21 protein-coding genes are annotated in these 20,111 nt (G+C 41.7%); 7 read left to right on the forward strand and 14 right to left on the reverse strand.

Annotated features, from left to right (window positions below; translation table 11 throughout):
- Nucleotides 1–29: 29 nt before the first annotated feature.
- On the reverse strand, nt 30–2,048 hold the full coding sequence (gene speA, locus CDG77_RS16440) for a biosynthetic arginine decarboxylase (protein ID WP_094330424.1): 2,019 nt from the start codon (nt 2,046–2,048) through the stop codon (nt 30–32).
- Nucleotides 2,049–2,321: 273 nt separating this feature from the next.
- Here speA and ndk point away from each other — a divergent pair, with 273 nt between their 5' ends.
- The gene (gene ndk, locus CDG77_RS16445) at nt 2,322–2,771 is read left to right on the forward strand and encodes a nucleoside-diphosphate kinase (RefSeq protein ID WP_094330425.1); all 450 of its coding nucleotides are present in this window, start codon (nt 2,322–2,324) and stop codon (nt 2,769–2,771) included.
- Nucleotides 2,772–2,834: 63 nt separating this feature from the next.
- Here ndk and CDG77_RS16450 read toward each other — a convergent pair whose 3' ends face one another.
- Both CDG77_RS16450 and CDG77_RS36555 read right to left on the reverse strand, forming a co-directional pair.
- A complete protein-coding gene (locus CDG77_RS16450) occupies nt 2,835–3,557 on the reverse strand; it encodes a TerC family protein (RefSeq protein WP_094330426.1) in 723 nt (240 codons plus the stop codon).
- A gap of 90 nt (nt 3,558–3,647) precedes the next feature.
- Complete coding sequence (locus tag CDG77_RS36555) at nt 3,648–3,788, reverse strand: hypothetical protein (RefSeq protein ID WP_181154135.1); 141 nt, start codon at nt 3,786–3,788, stop codon at nt 3,648–3,650.
- A gap of 40 nt (nt 3,789–3,828) precedes the next feature.
- Here CDG77_RS36555 and CDG77_RS16455 point away from each other — a divergent pair, with 40 nt between their 5' ends.
- Together CDG77_RS16455 and CDG77_RS16460 are read left to right on the forward strand one after the other, a co-directional pair.
- A complete protein-coding gene (locus CDG77_RS16455; RefSeq protein WP_094330427.1) occupies nt 3,829–4,098 on the forward strand; it encodes a type II toxin-antitoxin system ParD family antitoxin in 270 nt (89 codons plus the stop codon).
- Nucleotides 4,098–4,403, forward strand: coding sequence for a type II toxin-antitoxin system RelE/ParE family toxin (locus tag CDG77_RS16460; RefSeq protein WP_094330428.1), 306 nt, complete (start codon nt 4,098–4,100; stop codon nt 4,401–4,403). The genes CDG77_RS16455 and CDG77_RS16460 overlap by 1 nt, the downstream gene beginning before the upstream one ends.
- 6 nt (nt 4,404–4,409) lie before the next feature.
- Here the strand turns inward: CDG77_RS16460 and CDG77_RS16465 are convergent, their stop codons facing one another.
- The 8 genes from CDG77_RS16465 to CDG77_RS16500 form a co-directional block, all read right to left on the reverse strand.
- Entirely contained in the window at nt 4,410–5,819 is a 1,410-nt protein-coding gene (locus CDG77_RS16465) for an EH signature domain-containing protein (RefSeq protein ID WP_094330429.1), read from the reverse strand.
- Nucleotides 5,820–5,832: 13 nt separating this feature from the next.
- On the reverse strand, nt 5,833–6,483 hold the full coding sequence (locus CDG77_RS16470) for an OmpA/MotB family protein (RefSeq protein WP_094330430.1): 651 nt from the start codon (nt 6,481–6,483) through the stop codon (nt 5,833–5,835).
- A gap of 31 nt (nt 6,484–6,514) precedes the next feature.
- Nucleotides 6,515–8,638, reverse strand: coding sequence for a hypothetical protein (locus tag CDG77_RS16475; RefSeq protein WP_094330431.1), 2,124 nt, complete (start codon nt 8,636–8,638; stop codon nt 6,515–6,517).
- Nucleotides 8,639–8,669: 31 nt separating this feature from the next.
- Entirely contained in the window at nt 8,670–9,017 is a 348-nt protein-coding gene (locus CDG77_RS16480) for a hypothetical protein (RefSeq protein WP_181154134.1), read from the reverse strand.
- A 381-nt stretch (nt 9,018–9,398) separates the two neighbouring features.
- The gene (locus CDG77_RS16485) at nt 9,399–9,839 is read right to left on the reverse strand and encodes a hypothetical protein (protein ID WP_094330432.1); all 441 of its coding nucleotides are present in this window, start codon (nt 9,837–9,839) and stop codon (nt 9,399–9,401) included.
- A gap of 67 nt (nt 9,840–9,906) precedes the next feature.
- Nucleotides 9,907–10,599 (reverse strand): hypothetical protein, encoded by a 693-nt coding sequence (locus CDG77_RS16490; RefSeq protein WP_190233986.1) that lies wholly within the window; start codon nt 10,597–10,599, stop codon nt 9,907–9,909.
- A 92-nt stretch (nt 10,600–10,691) separates the two neighbouring features.
- Nucleotides 10,692–11,420, reverse strand: coding sequence for a Uma2 family endonuclease (locus CDG77_RS16495; RefSeq protein ID WP_094330434.1), 729 nt, complete (start codon nt 11,418–11,420; stop codon nt 10,692–10,694).
- A gap of 22 nt (nt 11,421–11,442) precedes the next feature.
- The gene (locus CDG77_RS16500) at nt 11,443–12,087 is read right to left on the reverse strand and encodes a restriction endonuclease subunit R (RefSeq protein ID WP_094330435.1); all 645 of its coding nucleotides are present in this window, start codon (nt 12,085–12,087) and stop codon (nt 11,443–11,445) included.
- Between the two features lie 232 nt (nt 12,088–12,319).
- Between CDG77_RS16500 and acs the strand changes: the two genes are divergently transcribed.
- The 4 genes from acs (at nt 12,320) to CDG77_RS16520 (ending at nt 15,896) form a co-directional block, all read left to right on the forward strand.
- Nucleotides 12,320–14,293 (forward strand): acetate--CoA ligase, encoded by a 1,974-nt coding sequence (acs, locus tag CDG77_RS16505; protein ID WP_094330436.1) that lies wholly within the window; start codon nt 12,320–12,322, stop codon nt 14,291–14,293.
- A gap of 104 nt (nt 14,294–14,397) precedes the next feature.
- Nucleotides 14,398–15,078 (forward strand): tetratricopeptide repeat protein, encoded by a 681-nt coding sequence (locus CDG77_RS16510; RefSeq protein ID WP_094330437.1) that lies wholly within the window; start codon nt 14,398–14,400, stop codon nt 15,076–15,078.
- Between the two features lie 200 nt (nt 15,079–15,278).
- The gene (locus CDG77_RS16515) at nt 15,279–15,560 is read left to right on the forward strand and encodes a hypothetical protein (RefSeq protein WP_094330438.1); all 282 of its coding nucleotides are present in this window, start codon (nt 15,279–15,281) and stop codon (nt 15,558–15,560) included.
- A gap of 75 nt (nt 15,561–15,635) precedes the next feature.
- On the forward strand, nt 15,636–15,896 hold the full coding sequence (locus CDG77_RS16520) for a MoaD/ThiS family protein (RefSeq protein WP_094330439.1): 261 nt from the start codon (nt 15,636–15,638) through the stop codon (nt 15,894–15,896).
- 102 nt (nt 15,897–15,998) lie between these two features.
- On the opposite strand, the gene CDG77_RS37640 is transcribed toward CDG77_RS16520, so the two are convergent.
- The 3 genes from CDG77_RS37640 to CDG77_RS16530 all read right to left on the reverse strand — a co-directional run bounded on the left by CDG77_RS37640 (nt 15,999) and on the right by CDG77_RS16530 (nt 20,054).
- Complete coding sequence (locus tag CDG77_RS37640; protein WP_104900345.1) at nt 15,999–18,944, reverse strand: lamin tail domain-containing protein; 2,946 nt, start codon at nt 18,942–18,944, stop codon at nt 15,999–16,001.
- 94 nt (nt 18,945–19,038) lie between these two features.
- Entirely contained in the window at nt 19,039–19,197 is a 159-nt protein-coding gene (locus CDG77_RS36560) for a hypothetical protein (protein WP_181154132.1), read from the reverse strand.
- The gene (locus tag CDG77_RS16530) at nt 19,194–20,054 is read right to left on the reverse strand and encodes a lysophospholipid acyltransferase family protein (RefSeq protein ID WP_094330440.1); all 861 of its coding nucleotides are present in this window, start codon (nt 20,052–20,054) and stop codon (nt 19,194–19,196) included. Before CDG77_RS16530 ends, CDG77_RS36560 begins: the two co-directional genes overlap by 4 nt.
- Nucleotides 20,055–20,111: the final 57 nt, after the last annotated feature.

The following is a 20,111-nucleotide window of genomic DNA, read 5'->3' on the forward strand; positions in this document are numbered from 1 at the left end:
CCCCAGTCCCCAGTCCCCAGTCCCCAGTCCTAACTATTTAGATACGTATATCTTTGGAGACTCTGCTCGTAGGTTTGCAATAATCGCTGGGATTCTGCTAGGGTGATGCGTTTTTCTTCTAATGCTTTCTCGCAACGCTGGCGGATGTTTTCTACCATGTCTTCGGAGTCGTACTGGACGTAGCTTACTACTTCACTCATGGTGTCGCCTTTGACAACGTGTTCAATTTGGTAGCCTTTGGGCGTTAATTGAATGTGAACGGCGTTGGTATCGCCAAATAGGTTGTGCAAATTCCCCATGATTTCTTGATAAGCTCCATTCAAGAACATCCCTAAATAATAGGGTTCTCCAGGCTTGTAGGTGTGTAGTTCTAAAACCGATTTGACATCGCGCAGGTCAATAAATCGGTCGATTTTACCATCACTATCGCAGGTAAGGTCGGCTAAAATTCCTCGCCGGATTGGTTCTTCATCCAAACGGTGAATTGGCATGATGGGGAATAGCTGGTCGATCGCCCAACAATCTGGTGCTGATTGAAACACTGACATATTAACGTAGTAGATGGAAGCCATGATTTTCTCAAGGTCTTCTAGTTCATCTGGTACGTATTCTTGCTGTCTGGTAATGTTCAAAATTTTCTGGCAACAAGCCCAGTAGAGCCGTTCGGCTTTAGCTCGTTCTCTGAGGCGTAAAATTCCTAAGTTGAAGCGGCTGATGGCTTCTTCTTTGAATTGAGCCGCGTCGTGATACAACTCTTGGTAATTCTCTTGGTTGATGGATTGGTAGCTTTCCCAAAGGTAATTAATTATTGGGGATTCTCCGTCTTGTGGAGGTTCTGGTGAATCGAGGGGGACATCGCTGGTACTAAGAACATCAAAAATCAGCACCGACTGATGGGAAGCGATCGCTCGTCCACTTTCACTAATCAGTGTTGGTACGGTAATTTGCCGCTCTGCACAGGTATCTTTTAACTCTGCCACGATATCGTTGGCATAGTTCTGCATATTGTAATTTTTCGACGCATAGAAGTTGGTTTGGGAGCCATCATAATCTACGCCCAAGCCTCCACCAACATCAAGGTATTTCATATCTGCCCCCAGCATGGCCAATTCCACATAAATGCGGCTGGCTTCTTGGATGGCATCTTTAATTACATTGATGGCAGAGATTTGTGAGCCGATATGGAAGTGCATCAGCTGCAAAGAATCGAGCAAGTTTGCTTCTCGTAACTTATCAACAGCCTCAATGACTTCCGGCATTGTCAAACCAAATTTAGCGCGATCGCCACTAGAGGCTCCCCAACGTCCCATACCTTGGGTACTGAGTTTGGCACGGACACCTAATATCGGCTTAATACCTAACTGGCGATTGGCATCAATTACCAAATCAACCTCTTCAATCTGTTCTAAGACGATGACTGGTGTTTGTCCTAGTCTTTGGGCTAACATTGCCGTTTCGATGTATTCTCGGTCTTTGTAGCCGTTGCAAATTAACAATGCTCCTGGGGTATCGAGGACAGCCAGAGCAATCATTAATTCTGGCTTGGAACCAGCTTCTAAGCCAAATTGATGGGGTTTACCAAATTTGACTAAATCTTCAATCAAATGCCGTTCTTGGTTGCATTTGACAGGAAACACACCCCGGTATACACCAGGGTAGTTGTAGCGGGCGATCGCTTTGGCAAAACAAGCATTCAACCGCTCAATCCGGTCTTCCAAAATATCGGAAAAGCGAATCAACATCGGAAGTCCCAAGTTGCGCTGTTTCATGGAGTTAACCAATTCAAACAAGTCAAGAGAACCACCGCGATCGCCCTTGGGTGACACGGTGACGTGACCAGCAGCGCTAATGGAAAAATAGGGTTGTCCCCAACCTTCAATGCGGTATAATTCTTCGCTATCCTCAATTTTCCAGGAGCGAGGTAAACTTCCTGTGGTAGTAGTAGGTGGTAAAAGTTTCTTTTGTTTATGATTTTTCACTTCAGATTTTTGTCCATTGGACGGTACTGGTACCACCTCGTCAGATGTAGCAGTTGACTCAACACCCATTTCTTCCTAACCTCTGTTTTTCGCCCACGACTTAACAATTTAACGCATTCATTTGGGAACGTATATGTACCCAAGGATAATTTCTAAGATAAACTCTGATTGGTCAAGAGTCATTGGTCATTAGTCATTGGTCATTGGTCACTGGTCATTGGTCATTAGTCATTGGTCAAGAGTGCAAAACCCTTAGACAAAAGACTGATGACAAAGGACAAAGGACAAATGACAAATGACTAATGACAAGATAAAAACTTTATTAAGCTTTGGGAGATGGCAATGGAACGTACATTCTTAGCAATTAAGCCAGATGGAGTACAACGGGGATTAGTGGGAGAAATTATCCGTCGCTTTGAAACCAAAGGTTTTACCTTAGTTGGTTTAAAGTTCCTGAAAGTCAGTAAGGAACTGGCTGAACAACACTATGGTGTTCATCGGCAACGTCCATTTTTTGCTAGTCTAGTGGAATTTATCACTTCTAGCCCAGTGGTAGCGATGGTATGGGAAGGTGATGGTGTTGTTGCATCTGCTAGAAAGATTATTGGTGCGACTAACCCCTTAACATCCGAACCGGGAACAATTCGCGGTGATTTTGGCATCAATATTGGTCGCAACTTGATTCACGGTTCGGATGCTCCAGAAACCGCGAAACATGAAATCGCCCTATGGTTTAAAGATGAAGAATTAGTCAATTGGCAACCACACATAACCCCTTGGTTGCACGAGTAAGGCATTAGGGACTGGGGACTGGGGACTAGGAATTTAGTTATTTCCCCATGCCCCATGCCCTTTTTATTTTGAGACTTCGCTCTTTTCTGGTTCTAATTCGGGCACTTCTGTGCTGACACGCTTGGAAAATCCCCAACCTAAAATCAGGAAGATGGCAGCAATCATGATCCATTCTGGTGGAACCAAACTATCGTTCACCACTTTCAACAACAGGCGCAAGCCCACTAAGGCTACAGTTACATAGCCTGCATCTTCTAGGTTTTCGTATTCGTCTAGCCAACGGATAAATAATCCTGCCATGAATCGCAGCGTAATAATCCCAATTGTTGCACCCGTCAGCACTAGCCATTTTTCTTGGGAAACTGCGATCGCAGTGGTCACGCTATCCAAAGAAAATGCCAAATCTGTAAATGCAATCACAGGTATCGCTTGCAACAATGAATTAAAACGCGGCCCGTGATGATGCTCGCCTTCACTTTCTTGAGAGGTAAAGTGTTGAAATACCAACCACAGCAGATAAGCAGCGCCTAATAATTCAAATTGCCAGAATTGTTGCACCCAAGTGGCAGTGAGAATCAGGCTGATTCGCAGCACATAAGCAACGACTAAACCAAAGTTGAGGGCTTTACGCTCTAGTTCCTTGTCTTCCAACCCCCTTGCGATCGCAGCGAGAGCGATGGCATTATCGGCAGATAACAGCGCCTCTAAAAGCACCAGGATCGACAGAACTATAAGGGCTTCAAGGCTGAAATGAAAGTCGAGGTAATCAAAAATTTGGTCTAGCATTCCGGGTTTCTCAAGCAGAAAAAATTAAAATTTGACAAGAACAGAGATTTGCATATTAAAAAGCGCAATAAATTGCTACTCTAATCCAGCTTAACGTGGTTGTGGTGCATTTTGAAGGGGGTTGAATGGATGCGATCGCAGTGCGATTTGGGTAATTTGTGTATAAGTCAATACACCCAAAGTTTTAACATTTAGTGAATGCGATCGCAATGGACTGCTGTCAGTTCGCATCTAGAATTAGAATATGAGAACAAAAATATGGTAATAGTTTATGAATCTTTCCTTAACCATCGAGCTTGAGCAGTTCATTCAAAGTCAGGTTGCAAGTGGGAAGTACACCTCATCAGAAGAAGTGATTCTTGCAGGCATTAGGCTGTTAGAGGAGCGGGAACGTATTTACAAGGGTCAGTTTGAGGAACTCCAAAGGGAAATTATGATTGGGGTTGAGCAACTTGATCGCGGATTACGACTCGACGGTAGAGAAGTAATCGAGCAACTACGTCAAAAGAACCAAGCTTTGAGAAAGACTCAGGCAGAATAATGAGTTTATATTTTCTATCATTTCAAGCTACCCAAGACTTACAAGAAATTAACGATTACCTATTTGCTGGAAATCCAGATGTTGCAGATAGATTGCTCACACTCATCACTCAAAAGTTGGATACTTTGACACAGTTTCCCAGTATGGGACGTAGACGAGATGAGCTTTTACCTGCGTTACGTAGCTTTCCAGTTGATGATTATTTGATATTTTATCGCCCAATTGCAGAGGGGATTGAAGTTGTGCGGGTAGTGAGTGGCTACCGCGATTTAGAGGCGCTATTTTCAGATGATGATTCAAGGTAATAATTTTCAGTCTATTAAAAAACAATTTTTGTTACAGTATGACTTAGCTTCCCGTTCTAGACGTTCAATTTCTCTTTGCCACGATTCAAGCTTGTGTTCTCGCTGTTGCAATTTATCTACTGTCGGGTTTCTGGAAGGCTGGGTATTTAGATTAGGCAGAATTCCATGATTTTTAAGCCAAGTGGGGGAAAATTCCTGCCAAAGAAATAGATGGTCGTGCTTATCGCCACCCAGACAACGAATCCGCTTGACTGAAAGAGTGGATTCACCAAAAAGGATTTGCTCATTTCTGGAGTTTTTTGGAAACAGGCGCGTCTCACTACCTCTTCCACGAAAGAACTCGACTACAAACCACTCACCAAAATCGAATATACAAACCTCTGTCGGGTCGCTACCATCATCCTCCAATAGATCAATATCACCTTGGATTTGATAGCCAATGGCAATTTGTGATGTTTTAGGTAACAAGATGCGAAGCCGTTCAAAGCGGTTACTGTAATTAGCCCAAAAGTCTCTGCGTCTACGTAGCTGATTGGACTCGAAGTCTTGTAAATCCAGCCTGTTCAATATTAGATTTACTAACTTTTGGAAGTCACCATAATTGATACCTCCAATCCACTCTCGAAGTTTTTGTCTTGCTGGATCTGAAAGTTTATACCAGTTTTCACCATTTCTATAGTTATTTCGCAACCAATCAACCAGTAAAGAATGATTGGTTGCTATATTATTGGAAACATTAGTCAGTAAATGATTAACAGCATTTATTTGCTGACTATCTGACATTTCATCCAAACAACTTAACAACCATATTACTTGCTGCTGATGTGGAGAGCGAATTGTAGTAAAATAGGGAGTTATTTCTTCTATAAATTGGCTGAAGAATGGAATCCAAATAGGCAAATCTTCTCTGATTTTGTTTAGTAATTCAGTTCGATTAATACGCTGTTCACAAGCAACTTTTGCTAATTCTATACCTGCTTGTGTACTGCGAAGCGCCCGAATAATTTGAACTGGTAGCAGGTGACTAACTAAATCAGAATTAGCAAAGATATCAAAAGATTCAGCTAAAGATTGTGCTAACACCTGTTTTTGCTGATCGCCATAATAAAGAGCTAAACGCCACAATAGCTGATGTTGTAACCATAAATTAGAAATTGCTACCTTCCAAATAGCTGCTGATGTTTTCCCAGATCGGTCAAGATTTTGCTGATCCCACTGTGCTTTAGCATGGATGCAGTAAACCCAGTCCAATTTACTTACTCGATCAGCTTTACCCTGTTCAATCGCTTCTAATACTTTATCAACACTTGGTATTGATATTGTTGCATCTGGTAACTTACTTGCAAGCTGAATAAGTTGATTAGGGCTACACTGAGGAGTTTCAGGTAGGGAAGGAATGGAAAATTGGGAATTCAAGATTATTTATCCTTTAAAGAGAGGTTTTTACGATATCTTTCCTTAACTCATCACTGCGAAACTGAAAGCGGAAAACTACCTTGCGATCGCTTGGGTTATCACGTGTTTTGTCAGATTCAATTTCTCCACGACCAGCAGCTAATATTTTCTGGCTTAAAGGTGCTTTTGTAGGGAAGTTCATATCATAGAAAATGTATTTGTAAACTGATGCCGATCGCAACAAGCTTAGTTGTAAATTAGTTTTATCGTCTCCATCTGAGCTAGTGTGACCTTCTATAACTACACGGCTAATTTCCTGCTCAAATTCTGGTTTTGAGAAAATCACCCCACTGTAAACGGGAATAAAGCGGTGTAGAAAGGCTTTACCGTCTGGTTTAAGCTCGGTACTTCCCTTTGCAAAAAGAATTGATTCTTGGATACTTACATCCCCAGTTTCTGGGTTGACTTTGACATTAATATTGTTGCTTTTCATTTGTCCGACGACATTACCAATTACTACTCGTTTTGGTGCATCTTTTTCTGCAAGCTGGAGTAGTACAGTGATAAATAGCAAAGCAAAAAACATTAGTAAACTAGACATCATATCGGCAATAGACAAATAGATACTAGAATCATCATCGGGAATTTCTGTATCCACAAATTCGTCGCTGATAAAATCAGCCATTGTAATTACTCCATTGGTAATTTAGTATTTCTTATTTGCTTGCTGCTACCAGCACTTCTGCCGTTTTAAGTAAATCTCCACAAACTCTAGCCATAGAAGTATCTGCTTGTTTGAAAAAGCTTTCCTGTAAGTTAACAGTCCTTTGCATAGAGCCTTCAAGATGACTCTGCCAAGACTGAAGACTAAGGTCAAATTTTTGATTCAAATTTATGTATGAGTTGTCAACTATTTGCACTTGCTGGGCAATACCGCTAGCAAGCTTTTCTAGTTGAATTAGTCGGTGTGCATCGTTTAATCCAGCCGCACAAACTAACTTGTTAATTTCTTCGACAGATTTCTGAATTTTAGTCATACTTTCGTCTACTTCTTGAGTCAATTTACTACGTCTTTCAAATTCCTCTCGGAAGACCTTATCAAGATTGTTCACAACCTCAGATAATCCATTCCGTTGGTTGCCTAGCGTCCCCTCAAGTAAACTGTTTTGTTCTTCAAAGAACATTTGTAAATTCGCTTGATATTCTTGCCGGAATCTGGTTAGATCATCTTCTACTGTTTGGCGAGTTGCTGTAAGTTTTACATCAATATTTCCTAAAGTAGCCAAAAGATTATCCTTCGCATCATTCATCAATCCAGAAGCTTGATCGCCCACTGTTTTTAGAGTATTAGTTTGCTGATGAAAGGTTCTATTTGCTTGGGTGAGAATATGGATAATTCCAGTCTGAGTAGCTTGAAGCATCTCTTTTTCTACTGCTGCGCGTTCTTGTAGTGCTGTTTGCAGTTCTTCTCGAATTCCTTTGAAGGTAGCAGCCGCTTTTTCTGCACTGGCTTCAAAAGCACTTCGCTGGGCTGTCATTCCCTCGATACTCTGAACTACGGCTCGATTAATTTCCTGTCCTGTTTCTTGTAAAACACCTCTTGTATCTGTCTGGAATTGATTGAGAGTGTCTCCCAAATTATTAGCAAATCCTTTAAGTTCTACCAAAGTTTCTTTTTGAAATTTCTCAATTGTCAAAATGGAACTTGCCAAATTTTTAGAGATACCACCTAATTCTCTATGCAGTGTTAGCACTGCGGTGGAAGCTTGCTGTGTTAACTCTGCACTTCTATCGAGTCTATCTGCAATCGGTTCAAGTACCTGAACTCGCATATCCTTGATGAGTTCTTCTAAAACTTTCTGTCCCTGATTTTCTTGAAGTTCTCGGAGTTGTTTCTGCTCTTTGAAAATTGCTTCTAAAGCTGGAAATATCTGCTGACGCACGGCTAGGCCAATAGCTTGGGCTGACAACTGATTTAAACCTGTAAATTGTTCAGCAATACTGCTACCTACAGCTTGTCCAATGGCTTCTGCATTTAGCTGTTTTAGTCCGGTTAAGTTTTTTGCTACGAGACTAAGTGCTTCAGCTACTTCGCGGTTGGCATTTTGTTCTGCAATACTCCTACCTACGGCTTGACCGATGGCTTCAGCACTCGGTTGGTTTAACCCTGACAACTTATTTCCTACACGGATAAATGCTTCAACTAGATCGCCATTGCTATTATCTGTTGTTTTTAAAGTAGCGATCGCATTGAGTTTATGCCGTAAACTATCGCGCCGTTTCTGCCGTCCCGAATCACATACAAACAAAACTAAGGTGAATACACTACCAGAACCAAGCCCCATCATGGAAGTAGAGAAAGCTGTTTTCATTCCCACCAATAGCTCTTTACTGGCAGTCATCAGTTCTTTAGGATTTTCTGTAGATAAATTGATTCCTTGGAGTCCCTGTTGTATACCATAAAAGGTTCCTAAAAGTCCAATAGCAGTACACAAAGTTGTTACAAAACGTAGGGAACTACGAGGTATTGGGCGGGCTAAGACAGATGGATACTTTATAAGTATAAAATTACTATCCTGTTGGAATTGTTGCTTAATTCTGTTTAAATCATCGGTTTTTAAATGCTCTTTTAACCAAGGGCGAATTTTATCTAAAATCTTTACATTTTTACCATTTTTCAAATTACTCAAAAATTTAATAGAGGCTCCAGTTGTGCCACACTCTGAGAGCCAATATTGCCATAATGTGTAAAGCTCGATAATAGTTGCGATTATTAACACAAAAGCAATTGCCCAATGAAAAGGTTCGTTATGCCAAATAATGTCCCAAACTTTTACCATTTTGACACTGCACCCCTCTTGTTTATCTTGGTTATATCTTTTGAAATTGCTGTAATTCTTTATCCGTAAGGACTTCTTCAGCTACCCGCATTGGGAGATGTTCTGCATTGAGGCGGCCTCCTATAGGTTTTCGAAAACGTAAGCTATAAAGCGGCTCACCCTCTCCATTTTTGTCCTCAATTAGATAAACCTGTTCTGGTGCATAGCTTCGTAATAAACGCACCTGCAAACAGGTTTTTAAATCCCGTGAAGAAATAGATAGGGGTGAATCTTCTCCAAATAATTCACGAGCTACTTTCCAAGCGTGGTTAACTGCCACAATTTCGTTAACTAATTTTTCCACCGAGGGGTGCAATAGTTTTGCAGTTTCACTAATCAATGCTTTTGACCTACTTGCCTGAGCTTCAATAGGTCTATAGTTCCCAGAATAAAAATTTATTTAACTTTTTTTAGTAAAACTATATTGATAAAAGTGTTTTTTGATGCCAAAATACTCTTTGCGCGTTGAAAAAATGTAGAGTGTGTTACCGTGTTAGCGTAAAGAACCGAAAACCTGAAATGGTGCGTTACGGAAGCCGTAACACACCCTAGACCTACAGAAGTAGCAAATTCTTCGCGTAACTCTGCGCTTACCTTTGCGTCCCTCTGCGTTTCAATTTCCGCCCTCAATTGCCACAATTTTACGCAAAACTAGCAATCGAATTATTCAAGGTGTGTCATTAAGTTCATAGTTTACTCTACCACTACGCAACTCAAAATCTCACAAAATCTCTGCCAACTTTACTAGCAGACTGTTTACTAAATCAAATAACCTGATATTATGTGTATCAATACTATTTCCTTCACCAGCTAACAGATTTCTCACAGCAGATAACCTATCATTTTGCTCAGAAATTCTCCAATATTCTTCTAAGCTTACTGCAAAATCAAATAGCGATCGCTCGCCTAAATGCTCTCTTACCTTCACAGCGACACTATCATGACTTACCAAAAATTCTTTGATAACATCTAATTGAGAATTACCTAAAATTTCGTCATGTCCCCACGTTTCTAGCCAGTCTCCATCTACATCTTCAACGTAAAAATTTACAAAATCAACTCCGTAAGTTAGCCAGTTCTGCTGCATTTGTCGCGCTGTTGCTAAAGCTTCAGCAAATGTATCCACTTGATTGTTGCAGTGAGTTTCTCTTTTGTTAGCCATAAAAGCTCTAATTAGCACGTAAGTATGTAGGCTGAACACAAATCTGGAATATCAAATTCCTTAAAGTTCACGAAAATTTTAAATATTTGCCACCAGAAAGGTAATCACTGTTATACAGGGCCACGTTGACTAACTGGTTGACAAAATTGGCATCCTTGGGATTGTAACTTAAGAACAATCCTCTCTCTATTTCCCACGATCGCAGTGTATTTTGCCAAGCTTGGTACTTTTGGTAATTAAGTTCTTCAGAGACACTGGTAACTTGAACGCAAAGGGGTTGATTGTTACGATTACTAACAATTAGGTCGGTTGCCATCGATAGGTCGGCGATATAACGCTGCCAAAAACTACCTTCTCGACTAACAACATCTTGGGCTATTGATTTAATGATATCATCATCAACCTGATTAAATTCACCTGACATCAATTTTTGTTTCCAAATATAAAACTTGGAGTCACTTGCATTAATCCATCTAGGAAATAAATAACCATACCAATATCTCTCAATCGGTGTCATCAACTCAAACTTTGCTTTCTGTTCTTCTTCCGAAGGTAAGGATTTGATTATCAGCCAAATAGTAGAATCCGTAATTACCTCTAAGAGAAATGCAATCACAAATGGTTTTGCAGTCAGGGAACCTGGCTTGATATCTTTTACCCAACGATTGATTTCATCTAATCTTCTCGCCAAATTCTCATCTACCGAGGAAGCTTGCAGGGTAAGGGACTTTAATTTATCCTTAATCTCTGTTGCTTGCAAACTATGCCCTACTTTCAGAAGATAACGCTTTTTTTACACATTTATAACTAAATTTTAACTTGAAAGTGTACTCAATTAATTTCCTAATGTCGTTAAATATTCTCTAAGTCGATGCCCTGTGTGCGTAATACTTCCCGCAATCGAGCAAGTTTTTGCTCTGCTTGTTGGGCACGTTCTTCTGCCTGGTCAGCACGTAAACGTTCTTGTTCAGCCAGTTCCTCTGATGATAGTATTAATTGATTTTCAGTAGTGAAGAATCTTAATTTACCTTCATATACTCCCAAATAAAGTTCTAACTGCTGGCTCCACAAACGTCCATCAGTGGTTACTTGGATTTCTTGATACTTGCCATCAACTAAATGAAATCCCTGAAGTTCCATTGTTACAGGGTGAAACCAGAAATAATCTGGTGTACGGAAGGTATCTTGATAAACTTGTTTTTTTAAACCTTTATCAACTGCTGTGGTTGAACTTGACAAAATTTCCACAATCACGTTGGGATATTTGCCGTCTTCTTGCCAAACTACCCAACTCTTGCGGTCTTTTTTCTGGGTTCCCAAAACTACAAAAAAGTCTGGGCCTCGGAAATATTCTGATTTTTTCTGGTTAGGACTATAATAAACAGTCAAATTACCAGAAGCATAAAAATCTTGTCGCTCTCGCCACCATAATTTGAGTATGCGAATCAGCAAATCGATTTGGTCGCGGTGCAGGTCACTTTCCAAGGGTGGTTCGTCACTCAGTATATCGCCAGGAGGAAAAATTACTTCTTCCTCTGAAATATTATCAGAGATCAATTCTAAAGTAGCCGGTTCAGACATTAGCGATCGCTCCACAATTTATCTACTGAAAATTTGGTAACTTACAGATGGCTTTGAAAACTTGCAATAACTCAATTGCACCTGGAGATTCGTTTAAACTGAATAATGGCATTAACTGATAAGTTGGCTGTTCGTCACGTCTTAGATGAACAAATTGATAACGCAATCCGTTAGTTGCCAGTCCCCAAACTGATGTTTGTTGATCTAAACTTTTAAAAGCATAAGTCAGTAATTGAGGTAAACCTTCACCAACTTCAATCGCACTGTTTTTAGTTTCAATCACTACAACCCAAAAAGGCGGTGCAATATTACTTTGAAAACTATTGATTGCTAAAATATCCATCCGTCCGGTAATTCTTCTGTCTTCATCTTCGACTGCGATCGCAATGCTATCTTCCATTGTCAACCGAATCGGCACATCATAAAACCCTGCTAACCGCATTAGTGGCGCAATTGTTAAAAATTTGACTAAACCTTCAGAGATTTTACCAAGCTTGAGATAACGATGGAAGTCGTTTCTAATTCGCAATAAATCCTCCTGTTCAAACTCTGTCAACGGTTCTAAATTTAAAAAATCTGTAAATGAACCAGATGAAAGTTCTTCTAGTTTGAGAAGACGATGAACATCGTTGAGAGATAGACTGCTAGCTTCGACGGTGAGCGTCATAGTTTCAGGCGTTATTTGTCAAGACTACTTATATTTTGCAACATTCGCAGTAGATAGGCTGCAATGTAACGTCTTTATATTTCTTGAGCGCTTGCTTTTACTAGCTGAAAATCAATGTAAACTATATAACTCGGCAATTTCCACCTAGCTTAACGAAAATCTAGACACCATGCAGCACAACTGAGCTAAGAATAGTTTTTAGTAATAATAGCGATCGCACTCATAACTAACCATGTCTGAACCAAATATAGAATCTATCCTCCAAGAGAATCGCCTCTTCCATCCTCCTAGTGAATTCTCGCAGAATGCCCATATTAAAAGTCTAGAAGACTATCAGCGTCTATATGACCAAGCCAAAGCCGATCCGCAGCAATTTTGGGCAGATTTGGCTGGAAAAGAATTAGAATGGTTCCAAAAATGGGACACAGTGCTAGATTGGCAACCGCCTTTTGCGAAGTGGTTTGTTGGCGGTAAGATGAATATTTCTTACAATTGCCTTGACAGACATCTCACTACTTGGCGCAAAAATAAAGCAGCATTGATTTGGGAAGGAGAACCAGGTGATTCTCGTACCCTCACTTATGCCCAACTGCATCGAGAAGTTTGTCAATTTGCCAATGTGTTGAAGCAACTGGGTGTCCAAAAAGGCGATCGCGTTGGTATTTACATGCCGATGATTCCCGAAGCTGCGATCGCAATGTTAGCCTGTGCCCGAATTGGCGCACCCCACAGCGTGGTATTTGGTGGTTTTAGTGCCGAAGCTTTACGCGATCGCTTAATTGACGCTCAAGCTAAATTAGTAGTCACGGCTGATGGTGGTTGGCGCAAAGATGCGATCGTTCCTCTCAAAGAACAGGTAGATAAAGCCTTAGCTGATGGTGCTGTTCCCAGCGTCAAAAATGTCCTAGTTGTCAAGCGCACCGGACAAGAAACTTATATGCAGTTGGGCGGACGCGATCGTTGGTGGCATGATTTACAAAAAGGTGTATCAGCCGATTGTCCCGCCGAACCGATGGACAGCGAAGATATGCTATTTGTCCTCTACACTTCTGGTAGCACCGGCAAACCGAAGGGCGTAGTGCATACAACTGCTGGTTATAATTTGTATACCCATATCACCACCAAGTGGATATTCGACCTGCAAGATACAGATGTATATTGGTGTACCGCAGATGTAGGTTGGATTACGGGACATAGCTATATAGTATATGGCCCCCTTTCCAACGGTGCAACCACGTTGATGTATGAAGGTGCGCCCCGTGCTTCTAATCCTGGCTGTTTTTGGGATGTAATTGAAAAATACGGCGTTAATATTTTTTATACTGCACCTACGGCAATTCGAGCATTTATTAAGATGGGCGAACACCATCCCAACGCGCGAAACCTGTCTTCGTTGCGTTTGCTAGGAACCGTTGGCGAACCCATTAACCCCGAAGCTTGGATGTGGTATCAGAAAATAATTGGTGGCGATCGCTGTCCAATTGTTGATACTTGGTGGCAAACGGAAACAGGCGGTATCATGATTACACCGCTACCAGGAGCAATCCCCACTAAACCAGGTTCCGCGACTCTTCCCTTCCCAGGAATTATTGCAGATGTCGTAGATTTGGAAGGAAACACCGTACCCAATAACGAAGGCGGTTATCTGGCGGTGCGTCATCCTTGGCCGGGAATGATGCGGACAGTCTACGGCGATCCAGAACGCTTCCGCCGCACTTATTGGGAACATATTCCGCCCCAAGATGGTAACTATACTTACTTTGCGGGTGATGGCGCTAGACGCGATGAAGACGGTTACTTCTGGGTAATGGGTCGTGTTGATGACGTACTGAATGTATCAGGGCATCGCCTTGGTACAATGGAAGTAGAATCAGCTTTAGTTTCTCATCCAGCGGTTGCAGAAGCGGCGGTAGTGGGTAAACCCGATGAACTTAAAGGTGAAGAAGTAGTTGCTTTTGTGACTTTAGAAGGCACTTATCAGGGAAGTGAGGAACTGAGTAAAGAACTCAAGCAGCACGTCGTCAAAGAAATTGGTGCGATCGCTCGTCCGGGAGAAATTCGCTTTACAGACGCTTTGCCCAAAACGCGATCGGGTAAGATTATGCGGCGCTTATTGCGGAATCTCGCTGCTGGAGAAGAGGTATCTGGTGATACTTCGACATTAGAAGATAGAAGCGTATTGGATAAATTGCGAGAAGGTACGTAAATAATTTGAAATGACCTTGTAGGGTAGCACAGATGTTGTGTTCCCCTACTAACGCACTCACATTTTATTATGGAGATAAGAACATTATTGAGGCATTCAGGGCGATGAAGGTAAAGCGCAAACTGAAATCAGCATTTGTTCAATCATTTAGCGGCATAACGCTGAGTGCGATAACTGTAATTGGTTTATCACACTCAGCCTTAGCAGTTTCTGGAAAAGTTTATCTGCATTCGCCTGAACCTGATGTACAGAGACAACCACAAAAACTAGCACAGTCTTCAGACACAGGATCGGCAGAGCGATCGCAACTGCTGCAACAAGCCAATGCTTTATTTAATCAGGGAGACTTAACAGGTGCAGAAGAAAATTTACGCAAATTCATTAAAAAATTCCCAGATGATGCCTTTGGACACTTTCAACTGGGAAATGTGCTTTTTCGGCAAAAGAAACCAGATGAAGCAATTAGCTCTTATCAAGAAGCCATTCGCCTCCAGTCAAAATATGCTCTAGCTTACAATGCGATCGGTATGGTTTACGCTAGCCAAAGTCGCTGGGAAGATGCCATGACTGAATATAAAAAAGCTCTAGGAATCAATCCTAATTATGGCGAAGCCCTGACTAATTTTGCGCTGGTATTGTGGCAAACAAATAAAAAAGACGAGGCACTATCTTCTCTAGAGAAAGCTTTAAATATCTTCAAAGCACAGAATAGAGCCGAAAAAGTTAACCAAGTCGAACGACTATTGAAAGAGATCAAAACTGCTGAAGATCCTAGTGTTTCATGAAAATCAGATTATTCAAGGGATAAAAAGTAAAAATACTTGTCGATCGTTAGCTTTAAGGACGCTGGACTAAAAATGCGATGGGTTATAATGCGGCAGATGCTAAGGAATCTGGGCGTTTGTTAACAGGTATAAAGTTTGTAATTATTGTGGGGTGGGCATCTTGCCCGCCCTTTTAAAAATATATTTACATAATTATTTTAATGAATGAAAGATTTTTGTTAGCCAGAGAAACTGTAAGAATAATTTTTCATTTGGATGGCGGATACACAAAGGTAATCTGGGAAAGGTCAGAAAATACTGCATGGGCAGGAACAGGATGGATTTTTGATATACCAACTCATGTAATACCAAATGAATTACGAATAGTAGGTTCTCGTTTTTTATTGTCTATAGTTAAGTCTAATGCTAACCCTGGAGAAAATATAGAGGATATTCGCAATCATCGCAATAGCTTTTTTAATATAGAAAGATTGACATTGTAATGTATAATTAAGTCCAAGAGTTCAGGGTGCTTGTCAAGTATTAAACTACTTGCTGGTACTGCCAAAGCATGTTGTATGTCTAAATCTGCAATTACCGTTACCGTCAAACTGTTCGCTGCTTATCAAGAAGCCTTTAGGGTTTCGGAATTGGTGCTGGAATTTCCCAATAATATACCAGTCAAATCAGTATGCGATCGCCTCATAGCTGAACACCCCGAACTCTCTCAATGGCGAGACATCACTCGTTTTGGCATTAATTTAATATTTGTCGAACCAGATACTCTACTACAAGATGGTGATGAAGTGGTGCTGATTCCACCAGTTAGTGGCGGGTAGGGAAATAGTTAGGAGTTAGGAGTTAAAAATTCAGGCGTTGCATATTTCATTGAAAAGTCGTTCCGTATCAGACAAAATCATCCCATGATTCATAACTTTATATTATTTAACCTTGGCGCGGAAGCGAACAAAGCCATAAAAATCTTTGACTAACTTGGGTAAATCTGGACTCCGTGTGATATTAACCACCACAGCCCCGTTGGTGTTAGTACCGCAGTATGATGGGGTTGGATCGTTAACAGCATAAAAGCGCCCGCGATCGCTTGCGTCGTCTATATTAGTGAGGTAAACAGTGGGACTGCTAGAACCAAGAGCAAGGGCAATACCTCGATCTCCTACTGTTAAGCCACCATCACCAGGAGTATTACCATTAAACGCAGTGGGAATAAAAGTAGTACTGCTAGGAACTAGATCGCAAAATTTAACATTAGTAGCATCACTTGGGCCTTTGGAGAGAAAGTAGATAGTGTATTCCAACTCATCTCCTGGTTTGACAGTCCCAGCATTAATTAATCCCCGCAGATAGCCAGCAGGCCATGTCACATAGTTATCATCAGAGGCGAATGGTTCCGGGACATAATTGGCAGCAGTAACAGCAACATCACTGCGACCATCTACAATGTCGGTGATATCTTGGTTATTGATACGAGTTATACGTTTAACTAACAGAAGTTTTGCATTAGCAGCAGTAGCACCGTTATTATTTTCTCCAACACTGGTAACACGACTACCTATAGTATCAGTGTCTCTAGTTGGTAAGTAGTTTGGACATCGTGTGCTGGCGTTCCCACTGGTACTTGCTTCCCAGCAAGCGCTGATATTAGTATCTTTACCATTGGGGGTCAAGCTAATAGATTGTCCCACATTAGCCCCAGCCAAAGAAGATTGATAGGTGTTGTCCCAAAGATTGAGAACACTTGCAGGAGGTGTATTTACCTCACTACCACCGCCATAAGCAATGTAGTCAATAATTTTATTCTGATTATCGTACAACCAAATATCATCACCAGAGTTGTTGAGTTTGGGAGTCTGTCCCAACCAAGCTTGAAAAGCTGCTGCTGTTGCTTGATGGTTGGCGTTGTTATCCCCAATCCAAATTACAGCATATTGTCCTGCTTGTAAGGTTGTGCCGTTAGGAAATGTATAAGTAAAGCCGTTAGTACTATCATTATCATTAGCAGTGAGATGTCCGTCTGCTAGCTTCAAACCACTCAAATCTACAGGTGATGCAGAAGGATTATACAGTTCAATAAACTCATCGTTAGTGCTAGTAGCAGTACCCGTTTCGCGATACAAAACTTCGTTGATTATGACTTTGCCGACATTCGGTGAAACTATATCAATAATGTTTAATGGAGTTGGTTGAGTTTGACCAGGATAATAAGTCCATAAATCCAGCGCTTTGGTATCTCCAAAAGAGCCATTACATGATGTTCCGGCGTTACCAGCGCTACCAGACTGACCAAATTTCCGGTCATTGCTGGCGGTGTCAAAGCCATTAATCGGGTCGCTGAAGGTTGGGTTTGGTGGATTAATACCACAGAGTACTTGACCAGAAGTACCGATTTGAGTACCACCTATGGTTTTATAACCGCGATCGTCATAAAATGCTCTGGTGTTGCCTATGGGATTAGTGGCATTCAGCATTGTAATGGTAGGGCCACCAGTAAAATTATTTTCCGCATCTAGCAGGGGAAAGTGATATTCACCTCCAAAGGTTCTGACACTGACTTTGTAATTACTACCAACTGGGAAAAAATTGCCACTGTTGTCTTTACCATCCCAACTAACCGATTGCTGTCCCGTTATGGTCATAATCCCTCGCAAAAGACGATTTTGCGAGTTAGCGGGATCGAAATTAGTGCCGTCTCGGCTGATAATGAGTTCGTAAGTACCTGTAACGTTGCTGGCAAAGGATAAAGCACCACCAGTGCCGAATGAACTATTATTTCCTGTAACTGTGCCGTTGAATTGTAAGTTAGTGACAACAGGAATAATTGGGCTAAGGGGAATACCAGTTCCGTCTGAAGTGCCATCTGGTTTGTAACGTTCAACGGATGAAAGTACGTTGGTGTCGATGGAGTTGAAAAAGGTAGCATATTGGGGACGAGCCAAGCTGACACCACCTTGGGGATTTGCCAGTTGACTATCGGCCCCTAATATGTCGTGGTAGAGAGGTGATTTCCCGTCACTGTCAAAGAAGCCAGTTTGATTCCCATAGAGAACGAATCCATTTGGATCTGTGCCTCTGAGTTCTACTTTATATCGGTAGCCATCTGTAGTTACTGGATAAACTGGGAAGTTGAGATATCGACCGTTATTACCAGTAAATAGGGCTAGATAGTAGCTGAATAAGCGTCCGTTTAAGTCGGTTGTTGAAGTTTGATTGCTGCTGCGTACCGTTACATCCCAAGCTGCAACACTGGTTCCTTGTTGAGCATTAAAGTTGTTCCCATTACTTAAATCCATTTCACCAGTAGGAGCGCCATTAGCTGAAGAGCTACCGCCATCAGGCCCATAGAAAACGATGTCATAAATTCCAGTAGATGGAGCTTGGTAGTAGCAGGGAATATAGCCGTTGGGATTACCTCCACCAGAAATAGCACGGGGGCCATTTAACTCCTGTTGACGAGTTGAGATAACCCCTCTTCCAGCTTGAGAAGTACACACAAAATCTGGTGTGTTAGGAACAGTTTCACTGCCAATACTTCCACTGACACGACCGGGGTTGTAAACGCGGATATTACCATTATTTACCCCAACTGCGCTGGAACCCAAAAGAATATACTCATCTTTATTGGCATAAACTTTTAGCAACGTTCGCCGCAGGACAAGACCGCCATAAGTATCAGTCCGCCATTCTAGGTTAGCTCTGCTACTGCTGGCCGAAGCACTACTGGGATACAGAGTGCGGCTACCTTCAGCCTGAGCAGATTGGATGCCAGAACTCAGGTAGCACAGTGATAGAGCAAGGCCACTTAGTAGTTTTTTGTAACGATTAGGGAGTCTATTATTGGCTGCTAAAAGATGTTTTAACAGTAGGCTCATTTATGCTTTACTAGCTCCTGATTTTAATTAGATGAGTGCGAGTGATTGCAATACCGCATTCACCGAACAAAGCAAAAGTAAATTCCTGATGCACTTAGGCGATGTCTGCTTTTAGATTACCCAAGTTGTACGAAAATCTACCATCTTGATTCAGATTCACTGTGGCGATCGCTCTGACTGAAGGGGCAGGGGTAGAAAGATTCTGGAATTCCCCTGCCAAAAGGATGCAGACTAAATTATTAATATCTATCATTGTAGAGAATTGGTCTTAGCAGTTCGCTCCACTAAGTCATCTAACTCTTGCTGCATCTGACTAACAACTAATTCATAACATTCATCAACATAGTAGCGATCGCTAGCTGCTTCTCGACCGTAGCGTTGAAATACAATTGGCGGACAAACCCGCGTGTACATGGGTACAGGTAATGGAATGTTGGGCAAGGGGCCAATTGCTAATCCCCAAGGTAGCCCAAGATAGATCGGAAAAACTTCTGGATCGATCCCAAGCAACCAAGGCATTCCCCATTCGTGGAGTTGCTGCATAATTTTGTAGCAATCAGCCAATACAATCAGCGTATCGTGAGCGCCCCAAGAAATCACAGGCACAATCGGCACATTTTCTCGCAACGCTAACTTAATAAATCCTTGCCGCCCCGCAAAGTAGATTTTGTTACGCAAATAATGCGGACGGAAGACATCTTCGGCTCCACCTGGATAAACTAGCACACTAGCTCCAGAGTGCAAGGCAGTGTAAGCCATTTTTGGATGAGCAATGATTGCTCCAGCCTTGGCGACCAGTTGCGCTAGTGGTGTGCTAACCTGCCAAGCCTTGGGATGCATCAAACCATAAACGGGTTGTTCTACACCAAATCGTCTGAACCAGTCGTATATGACCATCGCCATATCGGGAGATGAGAGTCCGCCATTGTGCGAACCAACAAACAGGACTTTTTCTTGGTGGGGAACATTCTCCCAGCCACTAGTTTTAACTTGGAAATAGTACTTATAGAAAAAGCCCAATAGAGGCATTACAGATTCTATGAACTTTGGATCTCGCTCATCCAAAGACCAACCGGGTTTTTTGTTTAAGGGATGTTGCTTTTTTGACATCGATGCATTCTAACAGGATCGGAACTTCGGAGGAAGCGGGGAGTCTTGAATTACAAT

It is taken from the genome of Nostoc sp. 'Peltigera membranacea cyanobiont' 213, from assembly GCF_002245975.1.
Lineage (GTDB): Bacteria > Cyanobacteriota > Cyanobacteriia > Cyanobacteriales > Nostocaceae > Nostoc.

Coding starts and splice junctions, on each gene's coding strand:
- CDG77_RS16470 (WP_094330430.1), bottom strand. CDS start 6,483: ATGGCTGATTTTATCAGCGACGAATTTGTGGATACAGAAATTCCCGAT.
- CDG77_RS16455 (WP_094330427.1), top strand. CDS start 3,829: ATGAATCTTTCCTTAACCATCGAGCTTGAGCAGTTCATTCAAAGTCAG.
- CDG77_RS16450 (WP_094330426.1), bottom strand. CDS start 3,557: ATGCTAGACCAAATTTTTGATTACCTCGACTTTCATTTCAGCCTTGAA.
- CDG77_RS16500 (WP_094330435.1), bottom strand. CDS start 12,087: ATGACGCTCACCGTCGAAGCTAGCAGTCTATCTCTCAACGATGTTCAT.
- CDG77_RS36560 (WP_181154132.1), bottom strand. CDS start 19,197: ATGATAGATATTAATAATTTAGTCTGCATCCTTTTGGCAGGGGAATTC.
- CDG77_RS37640 (WP_104900345.1), bottom strand. CDS start 18,944: ATGAGCCTACTGTTAAAACATCTTTTAGCAGCCAATAATAGACTCCCT.
- CDG77_RS16485 (WP_094330432.1), bottom strand. CDS start 9,839: ATGGCTAACAAAAGAGAAACTCACTGCAACAATCAAGTGGATACATTT.
- ndk (WP_094330425.1), top strand. CDS start 2,322: ATGGAACGTACATTCTTAGCAATTAAGCCAGATGGAGTACAACGGGGA.
- CDG77_RS36555 (WP_181154135.1), bottom strand. CDS start 3,788: ATGCGAACTGACAGCAGTCCATTGCGATCGCATTCACTAAATGTTAAA.
- acs (WP_094330436.1), top strand. CDS start 12,320: ATGTCTGAACCAAATATAGAATCTATCCTCCAAGAGAATCGCCTCTTC.
- CDG77_RS16510 (WP_094330437.1), top strand. CDS start 14,398: ATGAAGGTAAAGCGCAAACTGAAATCAGCATTTGTTCAATCATTTAGC.
- CDG77_RS16495 (WP_094330434.1), bottom strand. CDS start 11,420: ATGTCTGAACCGGCTACTTTAGAATTGATCTCTGATAATATTTCAGAG.
- CDG77_RS16515 (WP_094330438.1), top strand. CDS start 15,279: ATGAATGAAAGATTTTTGTTAGCCAGAGAAACTGTAAGAATAATTTTT.
- CDG77_RS16460 (WP_094330428.1), top strand. CDS start 4,098: ATGAGTTTATATTTTCTATCATTTCAAGCTACCCAAGACTTACAAGAA.
- speA (WP_094330424.1), bottom strand. CDS start 2,048: ATGGGTGTTGAGTCAACTGCTACATCTGACGAGGTGGTACCAGTACCG.
- CDG77_RS16530 (WP_094330440.1), bottom strand. CDS start 20,054: ATGTCAAAAAAGCAACATCCCTTAAACAAAAAACCCGGTTGGTCTTTG.
- CDG77_RS16475 (WP_094330431.1), bottom strand. CDS start 8,638: ATGGTAAAAGTTTGGGACATTATTTGGCATAACGAACCTTTTCATTGG.
- CDG77_RS16520 (WP_094330439.1), top strand. CDS start 15,636: ATGTCTAAATCTGCAATTACCGTTACCGTCAAACTGTTCGCTGCTTAT.